Origin of the sequence: Neobacillus niacini, from assembly GCF_019749295.1 — a bacterium.
Classification (GTDB): Bacteria; Bacillota; Bacilli; order Bacillales; family Cytobacillaceae; genus Neobacillus; species Neobacillus niacini_D.
The window spans coordinates 17,808-38,098 of sequence record NZ_JACWFG010000020.1; the positions used below are offsets into that span (position 1 = coordinate 17,808).

Annotated in this window: 14 protein-coding genes; 11 read left to right on the forward strand and 3 right to left on the reverse strand. The window is 33.6% G+C overall.

Annotation, left to right across the window (positions count from 1 at the left end):
* Nucleotides 1–256: 256 nt before the first annotated feature.
* Nucleotides 257–1,615: an ATP-binding protein gene (locus tag H0184_RS22970; RefSeq protein ID WP_221828848.1), complete on the reverse strand. Its 1,359-nt coding sequence runs from the start codon at nucleotides 1,613–1,615 to the stop codon at nucleotides 257–259.
* 806 nt (nucleotides 1,616–2,421) lie between these two features.
* Between H0184_RS22970 and H0184_RS22975 the strand changes: the two genes are divergently transcribed.
* The 3 genes from H0184_RS22975 to H0184_RS22985 all read left to right on the forward strand — a co-directional run bounded on the left by H0184_RS22975 (nucleotide 2,422) and on the right by H0184_RS22985 (nucleotide 4,233).
* Complete coding sequence (locus tag H0184_RS22975) at nucleotides 2,422–2,967, forward strand: hypothetical protein (RefSeq protein ID WP_221828850.1); 546 nt, start codon at nucleotides 2,422–2,424, stop codon at nucleotides 2,965–2,967.
* A 61-nt stretch (nucleotides 2,968–3,028) separates the two neighbouring features.
* The gene (sipW, locus tag H0184_RS22980) at nucleotides 3,029–3,592 is read left to right on the forward strand and encodes a signal peptidase I SipW (protein WP_221828852.1); all 564 of its coding nucleotides are present in this window, start codon (nucleotides 3,029–3,031) and stop codon (nucleotides 3,590–3,592) included.
* An 80-nt stretch (nucleotides 3,593–3,672) separates the two neighbouring features.
* Nucleotides 3,673–4,233: a TasA family protein gene (locus tag H0184_RS22985; protein WP_221828854.1), complete on the forward strand. Its 561-nt coding sequence runs from the start codon at nucleotides 3,673–3,675 to the stop codon at nucleotides 4,231–4,233.
* A 126-nt stretch (nucleotides 4,234–4,359) separates the two neighbouring features.
* On the opposite strand, the gene H0184_RS22990 is transcribed toward H0184_RS22985, so the two are convergent.
* Entirely contained in the window at nucleotides 4,360–5,199 is an 840-nt protein-coding gene (locus H0184_RS22990) for a hypothetical protein (protein ID WP_260631751.1), read from the reverse strand.
* Between the two features lie 243 nt (nucleotides 5,200–5,442).
* On the opposite strand from H0184_RS22990, the gene H0184_RS22995 reads away from it, so the two are divergent.
* The 5 genes from H0184_RS22995 (at nucleotide 5,443) to H0184_RS23015 (ending at nucleotide 13,096) form a co-directional block, all read left to right on the forward strand.
* Nucleotides 5,443–6,117: a uracil-DNA glycosylase gene (locus tag H0184_RS22995; RefSeq protein WP_221828856.1), complete on the forward strand. Its 675-nt coding sequence runs from the start codon at nucleotides 5,443–5,445 to the stop codon at nucleotides 6,115–6,117.
* 116 nt (nucleotides 6,118–6,233) lie between these two features.
* Entirely contained in the window at nucleotides 6,234–7,463 is a 1,230-nt protein-coding gene (locus H0184_RS23000) for a TerD family protein (protein ID WP_221828858.1), read from the forward strand.
* A gap of 627 nt (nucleotides 7,464–8,090) precedes the next feature.
* Nucleotides 8,091–8,912 (forward strand): Hachiman antiphage defense system protein HamA, encoded by an 822-nt coding sequence (locus tag H0184_RS23005; protein ID WP_221828860.1) that lies wholly within the window; start codon nucleotides 8,091–8,093, stop codon nucleotides 8,910–8,912.
* Nucleotides 8,902–12,027 carry a DEAD/DEAH box helicase gene (locus H0184_RS23010; protein WP_221828863.1) on the forward strand — a complete coding sequence of 1,042 codons (3,126 nt, stop codon included), beginning with the start codon at nucleotides 8,902–8,904 and terminating at the stop codon, nucleotides 12,025–12,027. The genes H0184_RS23005 and H0184_RS23010 overlap by 11 nt, the downstream gene beginning before the upstream one ends.
* A gap of 304 nt (nucleotides 12,028–12,331) precedes the next feature.
* On the forward strand, nucleotides 12,332–13,096 hold the full coding sequence (locus tag H0184_RS23015) for a hypothetical protein (RefSeq protein ID WP_221828865.1): 765 nt from the start codon (nucleotides 12,332–12,334) through the stop codon (nucleotides 13,094–13,096).
* 55 nt (nucleotides 13,097–13,151) lie between these two features.
* Here H0184_RS23015 and H0184_RS23020 read toward each other — a convergent pair whose 3' ends face one another.
* The gene (locus H0184_RS23020) at nucleotides 13,152–14,405 is read right to left on the reverse strand and encodes a DNA cytosine methyltransferase (RefSeq protein ID WP_221828867.1); all 1,254 of its coding nucleotides are present in this window, start codon (nucleotides 14,403–14,405) and stop codon (nucleotides 13,152–13,154) included.
* A 128-nt stretch (nucleotides 14,406–14,533) separates the two neighbouring features.
* Between H0184_RS23020 and H0184_RS23025 the strand changes: the two genes are divergently transcribed.
* The 3 genes from H0184_RS23025 to H0184_RS23035 all read left to right on the forward strand — a co-directional run bounded on the left by H0184_RS23025 (nucleotide 14,534) and on the right by H0184_RS23035 (nucleotide 20,271).
* Nucleotides 14,534–16,255, forward strand: a complete 1,722-nt coding sequence (locus H0184_RS23025; RefSeq protein ID WP_221828869.1) for a hypothetical protein — start codon at nucleotides 14,534–14,536, stop codon at nucleotides 16,253–16,255.
* A 157-nt stretch (nucleotides 16,256–16,412) separates the two neighbouring features.
* Complete coding sequence (locus tag H0184_RS23030; RefSeq protein WP_396953618.1) at nucleotides 16,413–17,840, forward strand: McrB family protein; 1,428 nt, start codon at nucleotides 16,413–16,415, stop codon at nucleotides 17,838–17,840.
* Nucleotides 17,812–20,271: a restriction endonuclease-like protein gene (locus tag H0184_RS23035; protein WP_221829032.1), complete on the forward strand. Its 2,460-nt coding sequence runs from the start codon at nucleotides 17,812–17,814 to the stop codon at nucleotides 20,269–20,271. Before H0184_RS23030 ends, H0184_RS23035 begins: the two co-directional genes overlap by 29 nt.
* Nucleotides 20,272–20,291: the final 20 nt, after the last annotated feature.

Below are 20,291 nucleotides of genomic sequence, written 5' to 3' on the forward strand. Positions count from 1 at the left end.
GGAATTCCGCCTAATTAGAAAATAGCATGGAAACCAGCCTAAATAGGCGGAGAGATTCCGCCTATCGCCTCGAATAAACGGAAAAATAGTGGATTTTGCTTTGCATAAGCGGAAAAACTCCGCTTATTTACCCCGAAACGAGCTCCAATCTGCAAATAACCGGAAAACCTCCGCTTATTTTTCGCTGGTTACGCAAGCTCAGAACCGTGAAGCCTCAAAGTGCTGAACCGTGACGCCTCAAAGTGCTAACTCCTTCTTAGCTAACAGGCAAAAATACTCTCACTTCGGTCCCTTTATTTACTTCACTAGTAATCTTTATCGTACCATTATGTTTTTCAATAATACGGTTGGAAGTTAATAGTCCAAGTCCTGTGCCCTTTTCCTTTGTTGAGAAAAATGGTTCACCTATCTTCTTTAATCGTTCTTCCTCAATACCGCATCCATTGTCAATAAAGATAATTTCTACACCGTTTTCGATGGTATTCTGTAAAGAAATAAAAATGTCCCCATTATTTCCAATGGCTTCAATAGCGTTTTGGAATATATTAATCAAAACTTGTTTAATTTCATTGGGGTTACACATGATTTGGTAAGAATGATCTAATTCTGAGTGAATAATAATATTTCTCAAGTTTGTTTGACTCTCAAAAAGAGTAATTACATTTCTAATAAGATTATCAATACTTTGAAGAGACTTTGGTGAGTTTTGGTTTGGTTTCGCTAATGATAAGTATTCGGAAACGATAGATTCAATTCTAGATATTTCACTTAACATTATTTGTACATACTGACGATCAAATTCTCCGTCTTGTTCAGCTAACTGTATAAACCCTTTTATGGAAGTTAGAGGGTTTCGTATCTCGTGTGCTACACCCGCAGCAAGTTCACCTACCACAGCAAGTTTTTCTGATCTTAAAAGCAGATCATTGGCCCTCTTTTGTTCTGTAATATTACGTCCTATCACCAATAAATTTTTCCTGCTGCCGTCTGCAAAAAAAGTAGGAACCTTGATAATATCAAATATAGCAGAGAATTGCCCACCTATAGCAATATCCAATTGAAATCTATAGGGAGTGCCTTTCTCCCAAGAAATTTCATCGTTGGAAAAGCAATTTTCAAAGTTTCTAAACCATTCATTTTGGGAAAAAAGTTCGTCTAAATGTTTATTCCTATAATCAGTGTCTTTCAATTTAAATAAATCTTTAGCATACTGATTCATTTCAATAAATCTTCCTGTGCTATCCTGAATATAAATTAAATCTGGCATTGAATTTATCAGCGCTAGTATTTGTTGTTCATTGTCCTTTCTAACTTCTTCCTTTTTAGCATTATCATCTTTTTCTACTGCTCTGCTATAGCGAATTTGCAGGAAGGCTACTAGAAAGGTAACAGAAAGTGTAAATAAAAAGTAAGAATAGTCACCTTCGTGATATGAATAATTAAGACGTTCTTCGTATCTATAAAAATAGGCACCAATAAAAATACTCAGTATACTCATTAAAATGACTGGGCGGTAATCCTGATATAAGGATAATATAAAAATGACTAGAAAAATGAGGTAGAAATTAGATATAACAGGCTCATTTTCAATAAGTACAAATGTAACAAATGACATCCCCAGTACACATAAATACATGGTTTGTTTAATAAAAACTTTCTTGAAAATGAAAATGGATATGGTGCCGCATACTAATACTCCACTGCCAAAAAGGATACTCATAAAAGCAGGATCCTTATGTTTTAAGACTTGGACCAGCATACATAGAATAAAACAACCCCATAAAATACGGATTAACAAAATATTTTTACTATGAATTTTTTGTATATTCACCTTTTATTTCACCTCTAAGAAATGAACTGCAAATTAGATAACAAAATATTATGACTCAAATAATAAACACATTTCACCTGTAGAGGCTATTAAGGACCATTTAGAATCATCAAAAAAACTTTAAAACATATATTATTACAGCAAATTTAGACAGTAATTACAATGGAAATCATATACACAGGTCTATTAGTTCAACTGAATTTTACCATAAAAAGTATTATTAATAGTACCATAGTAGGAAATGTTAATATACTGTGTTTGAAAAAAGAACCTTTTACGTCTCTTCCACTGTCATTTATATGAATTTATAGATTTATGTAATTACATTACTAACAACCAGACACACTGGGCAGCAAAAAGCTGCCTTTTTTGCTTTCTTAAATATTGAACAGATTTTTTTGTAAAAAAAGATCGTTAAGATAAGAAAATAGGAGATTATACGATAAAAAGAACGATTTTTGTTCTTTATTGAGGAAATCCAGCGGTTTTTGAGGTTTTATTATTATATTTAAATAATCTATACTTTAATTAAATTGTTCTATAAAAAGAACGTAGTTTCCTGGCTTGTTCACTGAATCGAATTTGTGGGAGTGAGGATCATCAAATCTACTACTAGATTAAGAGTATTAATAAGAAATAATAAAGGCAATTTTGTAATTTTAAACATTGGATTTTTATGGATATTAATGATAATTACCTCACTACATGTACAGATGACAACTACCAATGCTCTTTTTACCAGTCAAACAAAAATCAAAACAACCATATCTATAGAGATTCCTTTCGATAATAGTGCCTTATCTTTTGTGAATATTGGCAGAGAAAAAAATGAAATATTTGCCTATATCCAAAATGAGGGTACAGGTGATATGGCAGCAGACTCAAAATACTACATTTACTATAGAAGGAATGGAAATCCTGTGAGTCCTAATGGTGAAACGGGTGAATTAGTATATCAGGGTGTAATTCCTAAAATGGCAGCCAAAGCTGCACCAATTAAGCTTACATATACTCCAAGTAAGAATGGCTTTTACATGTTTGTAGCTTTTCAAAATCACGAAAAACCGATAGGAAAGGATCTAATAATAGAAGGGACACCAGTAATGGTTAGTAACAAAATTAATGTTAATCAATAAAATAGCGGGCACAATTTATCTAGTAAACTAGTAAGTCAAAAAAACATGGCAGGTGAAAAAAATGAAAACATTTAGAAAATGGGCAGGTAGAATTTCTTCAATAATTATCTATGGATTATTAATCTGCATGGTTATGACTGTGATAACCACAAAGGTAAATGGCGGAACGGCAAAAGTTTTCGGTTATGAGATTATGACGGTTTTATCAGGGTCAATGGAGCCAAGTATCAAGACGGGTTCAATTATCGCTGTAAAACCAGTTCCTGCTGCTTCCGAACTTAAAAAAGGTGATGTGATTACTTTCAAGGCAAGTGATAATCCCAACACCTTAATTACTCATAGAATTGTTGAGGTAGAGCGGGTAAACGAATCAGTCCAGTTTATTACCAAGGGTGATAACAATGACACCAAGGATACAGCACATGTAAATAGTCAAAACATAGTCGGGGCATATAGTGGTTTCACGCTTCCCTTTATAGGAAAATTACTGGCTTTTATCCAGTCAAACAACGGTGCAATTTTCCTGCTTATTGTACCTGGTGTTTTAATGATACTTTGGTCTGTTATTAATTTTTGGAGAGAAATTTCAAAAGTTAACCCAAAAGAGGTAAAACCAACTGGTTGATTCTCCTAAAAAGGAGTTCACATACTATTATTTATCCAAATATGTATCAGGATAGTAGACAAAAAAGGGAGGCTAGGAAGATGAGTTTAAAAAGAAAAATGGGAGCATTCTTACTTACATCAGCCATGGGAGCATCACTTATTGGTGCAGGCACATTTGCATTGTGGACAAGTGAGGGTGCATTCGAAGGCAGTAATTTTAAGCCAGGAAAATTAGAAATCAATGCTGTAAACGGAGGGCCAGTTTTAGCAGAATCACTCCATATGGAAAATTTAGCACCAGGGGATTCTGAAACAGTTAAAGTTAAGGTCAAAAATGATGGGAATTTGAATGCTTGGGTTACTTTCGATCAAGAACAATCTAATTCAACTAAGCAGGGTGAATTATTTGAGGCGTTTGAGGGCAATAATACACCTCTAACAATCACTTATGATAATGCAGTAAAACTAATTAAACCAGGTGAGACTGCAACATTAGATTTAACTTACACATTCCCTAGAAACGCACCGAATCATTATCAACGGGCAAAAAATGGCTATATTGATATTTATGTTAAAGCGGTACAATCACGTAACAATGGTGATGCAAATGATAATGGTGTCATAGATTCTGGTGATGCAGTCCAAAGTTGGAACGATTAATAATATTTAGTAAAGAGGTGTTGGTCTATGTATCCAACATCTTTTTTATTGGTCCAAAAAATTAATCAATTACAAAAATATTTGCGGTACGATGAGAAACGGAAGATGGCGCTAAGCATCTTCTAATTAAGCGTTCAGCCAATCATAGTACATGACTTCTCCAGACTCAAGCACATAACGGAACGGCTTACTCTCACATTGATTTTCAAACAACTGTCCGAGATAAAATTCTTTTATTTTGTTGATTAAAATGCCATAAAAGAAGGCAATCGGTTTTACTACAGTTTTATTAGATTTTAATTTACGGACCAGCTGCTTAAAGGACTGAATAGCAATAGCGAGAATCTCTTCTGTGTTTTTGTCACATTCAAATCGAAAAGCTGCGATTTGGACCATATGCCAGTATTCTTCAATCGTTTTTGCATCAGAAAAGAAGTATTTTACAGCTTGAACAAAAGCTTGAGGAACTTGATCACAAACAAATGTGTAATCGAGTTCAATCGGCGCTTCGTTACGTTTATTATTCTTTTGATTATTAGTTTTTAAAAGATTATTAGTTTCTTTAGGCTGGTCCAATTTTTTCACTTTGGGTGGTTCACTTTGTGGGAAACGCTGAAAGCTATATAAGTTACTAGATTGTGAACCATTTTTTCGTTCTGTTTCATAGATGGCAAGGATACCTAAATCCTTCGCCTTGATGATCATTCGTTTAAAAGTAGAGCGGGAAATTCCATTCCCTTGATACTCTTCATTAATCGCTTTTAGCAAAGTTCCAATCTTTGCATTGCAAACCCCAGGAACTTTTGCAGAAAAACGAACCAGTCGTTTCAATCCAACTAGCTCCCCCTTCGAAAATTCCTGTTTTTTCACCGCTAACCACATCTCCACATGTGTATTAAACTCCTTCACACTTTCAAACTGAGAATACCGTTCAAACCCTTCAATTCTGCCTGATTTCAAATTCATAAAAATGCACCACCCTTTCTACCCTCTATATATAAATCCAGAGAGCAAAAGGACACGGTCGATTGCCGAAAGTTGTTACAGAATTGTGTACTTAGTAGAATGAAAGTAATATCGAGTAAATGCCGAACTAATTTTTGCTGGATCAATGCTTATTGGTGCCTGGCACCGTTTGTATTTTTTATGGTGCAAAGATTTCTATACTTATAATTAAAATTAACGAACTTGAAAAGAGAGTGAAAGAGAATGGCAATTTTAAAAAATGATTGGGCTCTTTTATTGGAGGAGGAATTTGAAAAAACATATTATCGACAATTAAGAGAAAAGTTAAAAACGGAATATCAAACGAAGGTTATTTATCCCGATCAACAGGATATTTTTAATGCGCTCCACTACACATCTTATAAAGATACGAAGGTAGTCATCATTGGTCAGGATCCCTATCATGGCCAAGGACAAGCTCATGGTTTAAGCTTCTCCGTTAAACCCGGAGTAAAGATTCCTCCATCTTTACGCAATATCTATAAGGAGCTTCAGGAAGATACGGGTTGCTCTATTCCTAATCATGGTTACCTAGTGGATTGGGCAAAACAGGGGGTATTGATGCTGAATACGGTACTCACTGTCCAGGCTGGAAATGCAAACTCACATAAAGGTCTCGGTTGGGAGTTGTTTACCAATAGAGTGATAGAATTACTGAATCAAAGGGAGACACCTGTCATTTTCATCCTGTGGGGGAATTTCGCACAGCAAAAACAACAATTGATTACTTCACCTCATCACTACATGATTAAATCTCCACACCCGAGCCCATTTTCTGCCCATAATGGCTTCTTCGGCAGCAAGCCGTTTTCTAAAGCGAATATGTACTTGAGGGAAATTGGGAGTAATGAGATTGATTGGCAGATAAAAGACCTGTAGGTTAAAGTAAATAATTTTTACACATAGAAATCTTATTCATTGGAAATTATGATACGGTTACCGTATCGTAAGTAAATGAGGGTTAATAAATAGATAAAGGAATGGAGTGGTTTATAATGAATCAATTTCTCCAGATGGGAGCAAATACAGCTTTAAGTTCGCCAAAAGGTAATGTTACGGTCAGCTATGAGATTTCTAATTCGATCGATGTCTCTTTAACAGCTTTTCTTTTAACTGATTCAGACGTGGTACAAGGAGATAGCGGGATTATCTTTTATAACCAACCAAATAGTCCTTCTGGTGTAGCGACCCTTTTACCATCTGAGACAGCAAGTAATACAAAAGTACATAAATTGAATTTTGATATGAGTAAAGTTCCTGCAGGTATTACGAAAATAGCGATCACTCTTACAGAGGATAATAACACGGGATTTTCTAATGTTAAGAATTTAAAGGCAGAGGTATCTGCCGATAATAGTACTATTCAGTTAACCCCATCAAGTTTCACAAATGAAAATGGAATTGTTGTATTAGAGTTATATCTAAGGAATGGCCAGACAAAAGTAAAATCAATCTGGCGCGGATTTAATTCGGGGCTTGAAGGGTTATGTAAAAATTACGGTGTTGAGGTTGAAGCTGATGAGCAAAGCAAGCCTGCTGAACCTCAACCTATTCAAAAACAAACCGCAAAAGAACCTGTTACGGCTCAAACTGCTCCTGAAAATAAGTCACTGATCAGCCTTGAAAAGGTAAAGGGTAAAGTAAGTCTCGAAAAAGGCCAAAGACCAGTGATGATTGAAAAGACACCAGAACTTACGGCTACGGTATCCTGGAAGACTGGGACAGATTATGATATCTATGCATTAGTCTATACAAAGAACGGTATGCAGATAGATGTTGCTATGTTTGGGGCAAAAGGAACACCTCCGCTCAGAAGTTTTGGCAACGGAGCAGTAGAACATATGGGGGATGTTAGGAGAAATAGCGGACCCACTAAGACGGAAGTAATTAAATTAAGGTTAAATAATGATATTCTAGCAGTTGTACCTGTAGTTTATTCTGCACAGTCAAATGGGACAGGTTCATTCTATAGATACAAGGTGTCCATGAGTATCGATAATCATAATGGAACCTCCGTTACCATATCTGCAAAAAATGCAAACAACAATGATAGAATTTATACTTGTGTACCCGGAATCCTTCATAACACACCAGATGGAGTAATGATAAGCCCATTGGAGCTTTATAGCTCACCGAACTCAGAGAATAGACCTAAACTTAAGATGGGTTCTTCCAATATGGTAGAAGTTATAATGGATAAAGGACCAAAAAATGATTACAAGTAGAACTTATTAATAGGTGGATAACTATATTAAAGCGAATGGTGCCTGGCACCGTTCGCATTTTTTATGTTTCAAGTGTCCCTAACTCTCCTAAGGGAATAAGGAGATTTATTGGCAAGTAAATAAATAATATTTGAATAAAGGAAAAGATGAGCGGTTAAATTAATCGCTCATCTTTTCGCTGCAGAAAGGTTAAATCTATAACGATTAAAATACTCAATCACCGTAAAAAGTGGAATGGTTCACATGGATAAAATCTACAATTCTCTGTTATCGAATATGAGTGTCATGGTTGGTTTGCTTGCAATTTTAAAATTGAGGATAAGCTCAGAATAGTGCCTGGCACTGTTCGAATTTCTATCGCTCCTTTTTTCTAATCTTTTAATATGCCTCATTTAATTAAAAGGTTCGTATTTAGGGCTTCTAAATAGCTAGAATGGATATTTATGTTAATATTAACTGAGTATATTAATATATTTACAAAGATTTATATAGAAGAAAAGAAAGGATATATATATATAATTTGTCTACTCTTCTCAATCAACTATATATATAATCTTTTTAAAACTGCATGATCCTTATGGACAAGTTAATAATTTATTTAATTATACATGATAGGGAATGAATTATATGATTACAACTATACCAGAACATATAAGATGGTTTAAAAACACGGGGCATACTATTACTAACTCAAATGGAGATAATATTGAAATTTTGGAATTTAATCATGAATTTGATGAATCAGTATTATCAATGTGGGCAAAGCACTTTCGAGAACATTATTGTTTTGATGATGAAATTGATTTCTTCCGAGAAGGTTATAATTATACAAGGGCTGAGTATTTAAATAAGATTAAATTTCCAGACTCTTCAAAAGCTCCTGGACCCAGTACACGTGCGGGAGATTTTGGTGAAATATTAGTCGCAGATTATCTTGAGTTTATACTTGAATATTGGGTTCCACGTACTAGATATGGTAACAAAACGGTTCGTAATGAATCGACTAAGGGTAGTGATACTTTGGCTTTCAAGATTATTAGAAATGGACAAGATTCACCTAAGGATACTCTAGCAATTTTTGAATCTAAAGCACAATTTTCTGGAAAAAATGCTAACCCGAGACTTCAAGATGCTGTTAATGATTCTATCAAAGATGAAACTAGAAAAGCTGAGTCATTAAATGCCATTAAACAAATACTATTTAATAGAAATAAACTACAAGAAGCTAAAAGTATTAACAGATTTCAAAATCCAATAGATCGACCATATAAAGAGGTTTCTGGAGCTGTTGCTTTATTTTCAACTAATCTGTACGACCCGGGATTGATTACGGATACTATGACAGATACACATCCTAATAAAAAAAATCTTAAATTACTTGTAATTCATGGAACTGATATGATGACACTTGTTCATGATTTATATAGGAGAGCTGCCGATGAAGCCTGAAAGACAATCCAAACTTTTACTAGGTGCTACTAGGTCAAAGGCAAAAATGAATGAATATGGTGTTGAAGAAGAGCACCATATAAACCTTACAAGAGATCCAGCAAATCTCTTTACTTTGTCGATAGGTTTATTAGGTGAAATATCTGCTCAATTAAACCAAGATTCTCCCAATGAGCAATATTTAAAGGAATTGCGAGAGGATCTGCATTTTTCAGCTTATTTCTTTGATGCGTATTTACAAACCAAATTACAATCTGATATGGATGACTATGTTTTATTACTTGGTTCTGCCTCTTACTATTTATGTGATTTACCAGGAAGTTCTATAGTTTTAGTAAATCGTATTAATAAAAATGAACTTAACTTGGAGTGTTCTAATTTAGAAAAATTACTCATATGGCTTCTTGTTGGGGATTTCACAATTGATCTAAAAGTAGTTGAAGGGTCATATACTAAGGAAATAGAAGATATATCAATGTTGTTAATTAAATATTATACTGAAGGTCATGAACAAGATATTCAAAAGGAAATTTCAAAATTAAGATTTAAAGCATATAGCGATGGAACTCCGAGGGAGTTACTATTTTCAGATGTGATAAGTGCAGTTGTGAAAAAAAGAATTGCCAACTCAAGCAGGAAATGTTTACCTGTCTATTCTGGTATTGATATTGAAGACTGGGAACCTATTTTAAGAAATAAGTTCTTTGTAAGTGAATTCTGGCCAGCACAACATTTATTAGGAAAACAAGGTGTTTTCAAAGGACAATCCGCAATAGTTCAGTTGCCAACTAGTGCTGGTAAAACAAAAGCAACAGAAATAATAATTCGAAGCGCATTTCTTTCCCAAAGAACAACCGTAGCTGTAATTGTAGCTCCATTCAAAGCCTTATGTCACGAAATTAGCGAGAGTCTCAACAAGTCTTTTAATGGTGAATCTATTTATGTTAACGAATTGTCAGATATACTTCAGATTGATTTTGAAGTATTCTCAATACTTAGTGATGATCAAATACTGGTTGTAACTCCAGAGAAGCTTATTTACATACTTCGTCACTTTCCGGAGTTCGCTAAGAAAATAGGTTTACTTATATATGATGAAGGTCATCAGTTTGATAGTGGTAATCGTGGAATAAATTATGAGTTACTTTTAACGTCTCTGAAAGGTATGGTGGCGGGAAGTATTCAAAAAGTTCTAATATCTGCGGTAATAAGTAATGCTGAAATTGTAGGGGACTGGCTTAATGGGGAAGAGAATAAAGTTATTTCCGGAATTAATTTGTCACCTACTTTTCGAACTGTTGCTTTTACAAGTTGGCTTGATAGTCTAGGAAGACTTGAATTTATTAATATAGAAAACCCAGACGAACGTGATTTTTATGTGCCTAGAATTCTACAACAACAACAGTTAAATTTAAAGGGACAGGAGAGAAACGAGAGAATATTTCCAGAGAGAAATGATGGAAGTACCGTTTCCTTATTTTTAGGATTGAAACTTGTTTCAAATGGAAGTATAGCAATATTCGCTGGGAAAAAGAATATAGTTTCAAGTCTTTGTGAAAAAGTTGTAGATGCATATGAGAGAGGCTTAGCATTAAAGAAACCTTATGATTATTCAGATGAAGGTGAAATGAAAAGTCTATATTATTTATATAAGAGTCATCTTGGTTCTGATGAAGCAATCACAAAAAGTGTAGAATTAGGTATATTATCACATCATGGAAATATACCTACGGGTATTAGACTTGCGGTTGAACATGCGTTAAAAGAAAATCTAGCTAAATTTGTTATTTGCACATCGACATTAGCTCAAGGGGTTAACCTTCCCATCAGATATCTAATTGTATTGAGCCTTTATCATGGAACTGAAAAAATAAAGGTTCGCGATTTCCATAATTTAATTGGACGAGTAGGTAGATCTGGTATGCACACTGAGGGCAGTATTCTTTTTGCAGATCCTAGTATATATGATAAACGAAATATTAGAAGAGACAAATGGCGTTGGAACCAAGTAAAAGAAATCCTAGACTCGAATAACTCAGAACCTATTGGGAGTTCAATCCTAAGAATATTTGATCCATTATTTAGTGATAATAAGAGGAAAAAATATACCTTTGACAATATGAAGTTTTTTAAAGCATATATTGAGGAACCGGATAGAATCTTTGATGGGTTAGAATCTATTGCAACACAATATGCAACTGAAGGATATACATTAGATGGTCTTACTAGACAAATAATGTTTAAGATAGAAGCCATTTCTTCAATTGAAAGTTATCTGATGGCTAATTGGGAGCATGTTAAACAAGGTAATGTTGAGATTAATATAACTACTCTTGCTGAAGGTACGTTTGCTTACACCTTAGCTAGTAACCAAGTAAAAAGTCAGATTGTGGAATTGTTTAGATTGCTTGCTCAAAACATTTCTTCAAAGATACCTCAAGACTCAAAAAAGAAACTCTTTGGAAAAATGTTATACGGAGTAAAAACAAGTTTAGATATTGAAAATTGGTGCAATTTGAAATTAGAGGAAATTAAAAATTGTGATAGCATGGAGAAACTATTATATCTGCTTTGGCCTTTACTATCAAATAAAATTGATAATAGTACTTTTAATAAGTGCGATAAACCCGATGTTTTAATGGAAATAGCTTTAAAATGGATTAATGGTAGACCATATGTTGATTTATTGAAAGTACTTATAGAAAATGATGTTAGAATTAAAACTAAAAAACAAAGAAGGAAATTTAAAATAGAACAGGTTGTTGAAATTTGTGAAAGTGCATTTGCGTATGAATGTATGCTCTTAGTTGGAGCGGTTGCTGAAGTCACTAAATCAATATTAGGCGAGGAAAACGAGGTTACTTTTAAACTTAATCAGTTGCAAAAACAGATTAAATATGGTTTACCTAACAAATTAACTATAATGCTATATGAATTAGGTTTCGCTGATAGAGTAATTTCTTTAGACTTATCTCTTAGTTTGGAAAAATACATAAAACCAAGAAGCAAACTGGTCTTGAAGAGACTAATCAGAAGAGAAAGAGAAGAAATTACTGATAAACTAAAAAAATACCCATCATATTTTACACATGTATTATACAATATCTTGAATTGATGTAAGAAAACTTTAACCAAAATACACGCATCTTAAAGATAAGTGTATTTTGGTTTTATAGTCGGACTAAGGAATTATCTATAAGGAACTTCAGGAGGATGTGGGATGCCCTATTCCTAATCAGGTTTACCTAGTGAAATGGACAAGCAGGGGGAATTTATTTTAAATGCGTTACTGACTGTCTTTCCGGGTTGGAAATGCAAACTCCCATAGAAGTCTCATTTGGAGGTTGTTTCCAATAGAGTCATAGAAATATTGAATCAAAGGAAAACACCTGTAAATTTTTTTGAGAAGGTAGTGCTGAATGGTTGAAATAATAAAAGAAGTATTAGCTAAGTTTGGGTTACCTGGTATTATTTTCTCGCTTATTTATATTCTTATGAAAATGAATCCGATAACTCTAATATCTGCCAGTCATGTTGAATTTAAATTTTTTACAAAGGAAAAGAGATTCTATATTAAAGGAATAAAGACTCTATCTGAGATTCTTTTTTATCTGCTTTTATTATGGATGATAACTGACCAGTTCTTTTCAGACAAAGAATTGTACAATCCTAAGCTAATGATGACCATTACAATTATTACTTTTGTGTTATTTAGTGTAATTTTTGTATTTGATTTTGTGGGAAAAAGTTTTATTGATTTATTTGGAGAAATAAAAAAAGGTTATCAAATAATAGTTTATATTTTATTTTTATTTTATGGGTTCTCTTGGCTATTATTACCCGCCTATTATATCGGCACTCAGATTTATTCAGAGTTTTATAATGAGAAATTAACCAACATTGAGCAATATGGTGTTTTAGTAGCAGTACTATTTTTTTATCTAATATTAATAATATTTGTATATTTTACAGTAATAAAAACTCTTTATAACTTTTTAGATTTTAACTCTGATAACATACAGAGCTTAACAATAGAAGTCAATGGAAAAAGGTGGTATATATTCCACCCTACTGAAAATGAGTTTTTTTTATTGGGAAATAAGCCAATCTTAAAACAGTGTACTGAATTTTCATTTATTGAGAAGAATGAATTAATGACAAATATAATTATGGTCGAGGAATAAGTGTTATTTAATATTTGTATACCCCACCTAGGGCTAGGCGGGGTCATTTTTTTAATTATTTCGACAGTACTGGAGCATTGTCTTTAATAGTATCGATATTTTCCTTAGCCCAAATAGCAAGAGGCCTAGCCATTGCTTTAGCTAACAAAACAGGCACAGCATTTCCAATTTGTTTGTACTGCTTATCTAACCGGTTATTTTTTTGCACATTCATATTTCCACCATCGAAGAACTCAAACCAATCTGGAAATGTCTGTATACGTGCAATTTCTTTTACTGATAACCGGCGATGTTGAGATTCATCCCCAGGTAACTCCCATTTATCTTTATCCAATTTTACCATTTCTGGTCCGCTGGGATGTAGTGGAGCTTGTCTCCCAGAGGCCTGAATAGTAAAGCTTTGCTCATTCCATTTTTTCTTGCGATTACGGGATAAATAGATAGGAGAAAAGCCACCTTCAAACCAATCTCCAGGATTAATTTCTAGATCTTTTATAGCATCTTCTAATGTGACATATGGTAATTTATCTTTTCCATGTGTAGGTTTAGGATGTTCATATTTAAAGTTTAAATCTTCACGAATTCCAACAATAAATACCCTTTCTCTAAGTTGTGGTACCCCATAGTCCCGTGAATTAACTAATTTGACCTGTACATCGTAACCAGCTGAGGCAAAATCCTCTGCAATTTGATTAATAACTTCACCCTTACCTAATGTCATCATGCCTTTAACATTTTCAGCAATAAATGCAAATGGTTTGGCTTGGAGTAGGCAACGGATAAAATGTATATAAAGAAAGTTTCTTTCGTCATCAATTAAGCGTGGACCTGCTTCGCTAAAGCCAGGACAAGGGAAACCGCCCAGAACCAAATCAGCCTTAGGGAAACTTTTTACTTTACGAATATCTAATTCATGTTGATATACATGAGGGGGGAAGTTTATCCTATATGATTCATTTGCTTCTTTAAAAAGATCATTGGAATAAATAGTATGAAAAATACTATTGCCTCGAAGGTCATTGAAATTCTTTTTGTCTTTAAAAGCTTCTAGAGCTTCATCTTCTCCAATAATTGCAGATAGTCCAGCTAATTCTACTCCTAAGTCGAGCCCTCCACAGCCAGAAAAAAGGCTTATTACATTAATTTTATCATCACGATAATCAAGATTTGGTAATTCAAAGTCAGATTCAATATTTTGAATTAGTTTTTCTTCTTCTTTTATCTTATCAAATAGGAGTGCTTGTACTTGTTCTTTGTCGTAGTCTTTTAAGGGGCGGTATTTAGCTCGACCTCTTTCTTCTAGTTTCATTTCTACATACCTCCCAAATTTATATATAGATATTTTAACATTTCTTAAAGGACAAGGCCAGTATTTTGTAACATCCAGTAATTAACAGTTCTATTTGTTTGCAGTATAATTAATGGGAGGTGAAGAATATGGGGAAATCTCCAAGATTTAGTGGTGACCAACACGTTAAGTCCGTTTACCAGGCTTTATTATTACATATAGGAAAGAATTCTTTTGATTACTTTCCAAGTACTGTTACAAAAACTGTTAATTTTATTACTTCCCAATTTCCAAATATTATATCTGTAACTTCAAAATTTGAGACATCAAACCCAGATCAAGCAAAGGACCTTACTTTGTATTTGAATGATAATCGTAAAATATCAATAAATCTTTTTATTATAAAGAAAGGAGGAAGAATTCAACCTAAGAATCCTGGAGCCAAAAGTTTTCTAAAAAAATACTTTTTATCAGAAAAGTTACAATTGATGTTCAACCAAACATTCGAGCGTTATTATCAAATTTTTCTGGAAAAATTAGTAGAGATAAAAGAAGGAACACACTACTTTTCAGACAAACGAATGTTAAAGAAGCTTGTATCAGAATATTTTCCAAAATTCACAGAAACTATTAACCCTTACAGAGATGATTTTTTATATAGCTTACGTGAAACATGTTTTCATTTACTAAAGAATACTTTTAATGAAAGAAACGATGGCTTTTTCAACGCATACAATGACTTTTTCATGACAGAGGATTTCAATGTAATAACAAGTTATGGAAAAGGTGAAAACGATGTTTATGTTGAAGAATTTAGTCCTGGCACGCCTCAATTTGGAGACATACAAATTTATAAAATAGGAAAAAGTACAGTTGGAATTAAATATGGTAAGGTAGCGTTAACGTTGCGATTCAAATTTGAAAGTAGCCCGACCTCATCAATTAAGCTTGCCGCGAGTTATGAAAGTTTCAGAGATGTAACTGAAATAGAGGATATGAATAGCAAAACAATACAAAAGATGATGGACCTAATAAGTGTACATCAATACATTCACTCATCAAACTCTAGCAATGCAATTGGAAAATGTCATGAAGCATTAACCTATTACTATTTTCTAAAAGAATACCCTAATGTTTTCCAAGTTGAGGCTGATGAATGTGTAAAATTAATGGATAAGTATTATACCTCCGTTAATCCAGAAGCATTAGAAAAATTGTATAAATCAACTTCTACCGTGGTAACTGTTATTAGGGAAAAGTTGAGTGAGAAGTATATTGACTTTAAAATTGAAAGTGTTGAATTAGTTCCTGATAGCTATATTATCGACCCCTTAAATACAGGTGATATCCAGTTAATTCTTACGGTAAACGAAGAATATGTAATAGAAAGTATATCTTTAAAGGCTCTTGCCAAAAAGAGTAGCAAAATTACCACAAAGAATCCTGGTATAGGAACAATACTTGGACCTACATATTTTAATGCGGGCAATATGACTCATATTGTAAACGAAGTTAAAGAAAAATTTCAGATTGGTGAATTAACACATATGGAAAGTCTGGAGGTTCTTGCTAATGAACTTGGATTGCACCTTAAAGAGGCAACTCAAGAACAATTAAAAAATGGAATAGAAAATCTTCTAGGAAAGGCTATAATGGCTGTTACTTATTATGAGGAAAGTATTAGTTATTGTAAAGAACATTCAAATATTGATAGTGAAATTAAGGTCTACGTGAAAAAACCTTCTCTAATACAAAATACATTAGCCTGGAATGATGATCTCGAAACATTAAGCCTCAGAGTCAAATTTAGTCGTGGGCAAAAACATGGCTGGTCCACAATTAAATTAACATCAGAATATCAGTTGCATTAAGATTCTTTTAAATAGATATTCTTTTTCGTTACCAATTTAAATAACAATCTCAAGCTGCTTTAGCTTACTAAGAAAAATCACAATATTATATAATTTACATCTAAATTTCGGAAGTATGGTGGGACTCCTAAAAAAGAATATGAGTGGGGAATTAAACATGGACAAAGATAATTTTATTAAGTGGTTGGAAGATACTACTGAGCTTTCCTCCTATACAATAAATAGATATGCTGGTGCAATTGATACTCTATCTACAGAGTTAATTAAATATGGTTTGAATGAGAATAATTTATTTAACATTACTGACAAAAATATAATTGATAGTATTTTAAACAACCAATCGTTTCAAGATAAGAACAAAAGGGGTAACAGAATGTATAGTGCTGCCTTAAATCACTTCACTGAATACATAGAACATAAAAAAAGTAGTAACTATTTACCAGTTAAAAAAGGAAAGCCAATCTTAAGAGACCCATCAAGTCCTTTTTTAACGAATAAAGAACTCATTAATCATGTCCACTCCTACATAAAATTCAAAGGGTTTCATTATTCAATTGAAGAAGTAACAAATCTCTTTTTATCAATTAAAACCAAGCCATTCGTAATTCTATCTGGTATTTCTGGAACTGGAAAGACAAAGATTGTCCAATTGTTTGCAGAAAGTATTGGGGCAACTGAAAAGAATGGTCAACTAGCATTGATTCCAGTTCGACCTGACTGGAATGATAGTTCAGATTTACTAGGTTATGTCGATATTAAAGGTGATTTTAAGAAGGGTCCACTTACCAAGGTGATAGAAAATGCTGAAAAAAATCCTGACCTCCCTTTTTTCGTTATACTGGATGAGATGAACCTGGCAAGAGTGGAGCATTATTTCAGTGATATTTTAAGCGTTATGGAAAGTCGGAAATGGCAGGATGGTAAAATTATATCTTCTAATTTACTAACTGAGGAAATCGCGAAAAGGAATATAAAGCTTCCTGCAAATCTATATATAATTGGAACAGTCAATATGGATGAAACTACACATCCTTTTAGTAAAAAGGTACTCGACCGTGCAAATACAATTGAGTTAAATCGCGTAGAGTTGTCCAATTTATCTTTTCTTGAGGAAAGTAAAATTGTCGAAGCCATTTGTGTTCCAGATAGTAAATTTCGTTCAAGATATCTTCATCTAAAGGATTTATATAGTGCAAATAAAGACCTTGTCTTAAAGGTTACGGATGAACTGGAAAAGATAAATAAGCCGCTGCAGCTTATTAATGCACATGTAGGTTATCGCGTTCGCGATGAGATTTGTTTTTATTTGGATTATAACGAAGATGGAAATCCTTTAGAAGAAAAAAAAGCCTTTGATTATTGTATACTCCAAAAAATATTGCCCCGTATCTCTGGTAGTGATAGGCGTGTTGAACAATTATTATCGGAACTCTACCGCCTATTTACTGGTAGAGTTTATAAAGAAGGACAAGATAGTTACCAACAAGAAATTGACGAGGCTAAATATCCTAATAGTGCTGCAAAGGTATTAGAGATGCTTAGGAGGTTAGGGGATGATGGATTCACTTCCTTCTGGATCTCGTGAAGATGTTGAATTAGTCAAAATTGAAACAACGGATTTTTCTTTAGTGATAAAAGGGAAGCCATATCATCATCGCTATGAAGGACTCCTGCAGTACCGAAAGTTAGATAATCATGACGTCATGAAGTTTTCAGCAATAGGAGATTCTATTGAAACCATAAATGTCTATAATATTGAACTTGGTGAACTAACATCTGAACAACAGGTAAGGCCGATTTTTTTTGAAAATGGAATTTACCAAGTGATTATTGTACCTAAACAAATGCAGGAATTGTTTTTTTATCATGAGCACCCCATTCTACGTAAGTCAATATCAAATACTGATATGGCTGGAATCCCTGTATTAATGGGGAATCTTCAGTTTCAAAATGAGGTTGGGTATTCGACCTTTGAGGTTCGGTATAAGGAGAAAACGTTATTAGAGGTAACAATTGAGATATTTCCTTCCAAGTTAGATTATCGAAACGATTATGAAAGACTATTGAGGGAAGTAAATGATGAAATTTATAATTTGGCCTTCCACTTCATAAGAAAAACATATTTGGGAGCAAATATTAAATTGGATGGTAATCCGAGCCGTGCCGAATTTTACCGATTAATGGAAAAGCATTTTCAACAGTTTATACAGGCGATAAATAGGATTGAACGGCAGCCGCATCATACACTGGAAACTATGTATGTTAGGGCACGAGGGGATCAGCTTAGTAAAACAGATAATTATATTCGTAAATACCTTCAAAGACGAACTCAGTTTGTTGATGTAGAGAACGGGTTGAGTATTACCGGTAGGGCCATTATGCCACGTGAAGGTATTAAAGCAAAGAAGGAACTAGTTTACGATACCATAGAGAATCGATATGTAAAATGGATGATTCAGAGGCTCGGAGATAAAGTAGAAGATTTAATCCAAACAATTGAAAATCCAAATAAACGATGGAAGATTGAACCTGACAAAGAATTAATTGACCGGTTAGTAAAAATGAAAGAAGCTCTTCAATCTAAGATAAAAAGTCACTTCTGGCAGAAGATTGGCAGACTTGACCGATCAGTAATGAGCCTAGTGCTGCAAATGGCACCGGGTTATCGGGATGCGTTTCAGATTTACTTGACTGTTTCCAAAGGGTTAATGCTTCAAGGTAGACTGTATCAAATGTCAGTTAAGGATGTAGCCACTTTGTATGAATATTGGACGTACTTAAAGTTGGGGCAAATACTTAGCAGGAAGTATACAATGTTAAGTCAGGATATCATTCAAGTAAATCGTGATGGGTTGTTTGTTAATTTAGACACAAATCAAAAGGCGGAAAGAAAATTTGAACATCCAATTACAAAGGAAAGCATAACGCTAACCTATCAGAAGTATGAGGGACGTCTTCCTACTATTTCTCAAAAACCTGATACGATGCTGACAATATCTAAAAAAGGCAAGGATTATACTTTTAACTATGTTTTTGATGCCAAGTATCGAGTCGATTATGCTCAGGAAGGTAGTTATTACAAGTCACGCTATCAAACTCCAGGTCCAATAGAAGAGGATATTAATACAATGCATCGGTACAGAGATTCATTAGTTGTCATGAATAATGGACCGTATGAAAGGACGGCATTTGGTGCTTATGTGTTATTTCCTTGGGGTAATGAAGAAAGTTATCGTGAGCATCCACTTTATAAAAGTATTAATCAGGTTAACATTGGAGGATTACCTTTTTTACCACAGGCAACCGATTTAGTTGAACAATTTGTTGAACGTTTAATCGAAAAAAGTCCTGAGGAAATTCAACAAGAGGGAATTCTACCAAAAGGTTCAAAAGAGGAATGGGAGTCCAGTCTCGTTGAGAAGGTATTAGTAGGAACTGTATCAAATCAAGATGCCTATATTAATTTTATTCAGAATAGTTATTTTCAAATGCAGGAAAGCAAATTGAAAAAAGGATGGCAGGAAGCCAAATATGTCGCTCTATATACAACAGCAGAAGTTCATAAACAAAATGGCATTGCTGAGTATGGTAAGATTGACAGAATTTCTTTAGAAGATGGATATGTTATATTTCACATTCAAGGATGGAAACAAACGAATAGGCTAATTAAACCTGTTAAGTATGGAATAGCTACATATATGCTAACAACACTAACACAGTTGGAGGAATCTAACGAACTACCAGAGCTTTATTTGAAAAATAAACAAGAAACCACCCTTTGGAAAATGTTACGAAGGGTTTCTGACAAAATTAATATTAAACTTAATGATCAAAGCCTAGATAAGGCATCAGCGGTCGAAACCTTCTCTTTTGATAACATTGAAATTTACTTAAATAGAGAAAATAATACTGTTTCTATTAAAAATAATGAGGTAGAGCAGATAGTAAGCTATGATTCACTGTTGAAGCAGCCTTCGGTAGTTTTTAAAGAAGTGCTATCTATATTTAACCATTAGAAAGAATGCTACATTTCTGT

Coding starts and splice junctions, on each gene's coding strand:
- H0184_RS22970 (WP_221828848.1), bottom strand. CDS start 1,615: ATGTCATTTGTTACATTTGTACTTATTGAAAATGAGCCTGTTATATCT.
- sipW (WP_221828852.1), top strand. CDS start 3,029: ATGAAAACATTTAGAAAATGGGCAGGTAGAATTTCTTCAATAATTATC.
- H0184_RS22985 (WP_221828854.1), top strand. CDS start 3,673: ATGAGTTTAAAAAGAAAAATGGGAGCATTCTTACTTACATCAGCCATG.
- H0184_RS22990 (WP_260631751.1), bottom strand. CDS start 5,199: ATGAATTTGAAATCAGGCAGAATTGAAGGGTTTGAACGGTATTCTCAG.
- H0184_RS22995 (WP_221828856.1), top strand. CDS start 5,443: ATGGCAATTTTAAAAAATGATTGGGCTCTTTTATTGGAGGAGGAATTT.
- H0184_RS23000 (WP_221828858.1), top strand. CDS start 6,234: ATGAATCAATTTCTCCAGATGGGAGCAAATACAGCTTTAAGTTCGCCA.
- H0184_RS23005 (WP_221828860.1), top strand. CDS start 8,091: ATGATTACAACTATACCAGAACATATAAGATGGTTTAAAAACACGGGG.
- H0184_RS23010 (WP_221828863.1), top strand. CDS start 8,902: ATGAAGCCTGAAAGACAATCCAAACTTTTACTAGGTGCTACTAGGTCA.
- H0184_RS23015 (WP_221828865.1), top strand. CDS start 12,332: ATGGTTGAAATAATAAAAGAAGTATTAGCTAAGTTTGGGTTACCTGGT.
- H0184_RS23020 (WP_221828867.1), bottom strand. CDS start 14,405: ATGAAACTAGAAGAAAGAGGTCGAGCTAAATACCGCCCCTTAAAAGAC.
- H0184_RS23025 (WP_221828869.1), top strand. CDS start 14,534: ATGGGGAAATCTCCAAGATTTAGTGGTGACCAACACGTTAAGTCCGTT.
- H0184_RS23030 (WP_396953618.1), top strand. CDS start 16,413: ATGGACAAAGATAATTTTATTAAGTGGTTGGAAGATACTACTGAGCTT.
- H0184_RS23035 (WP_221829032.1), top strand. CDS start 17,812: ATGGATTCACTTCCTTCTGGATCTCGTGAAGATGTTGAATTAGTCAAA.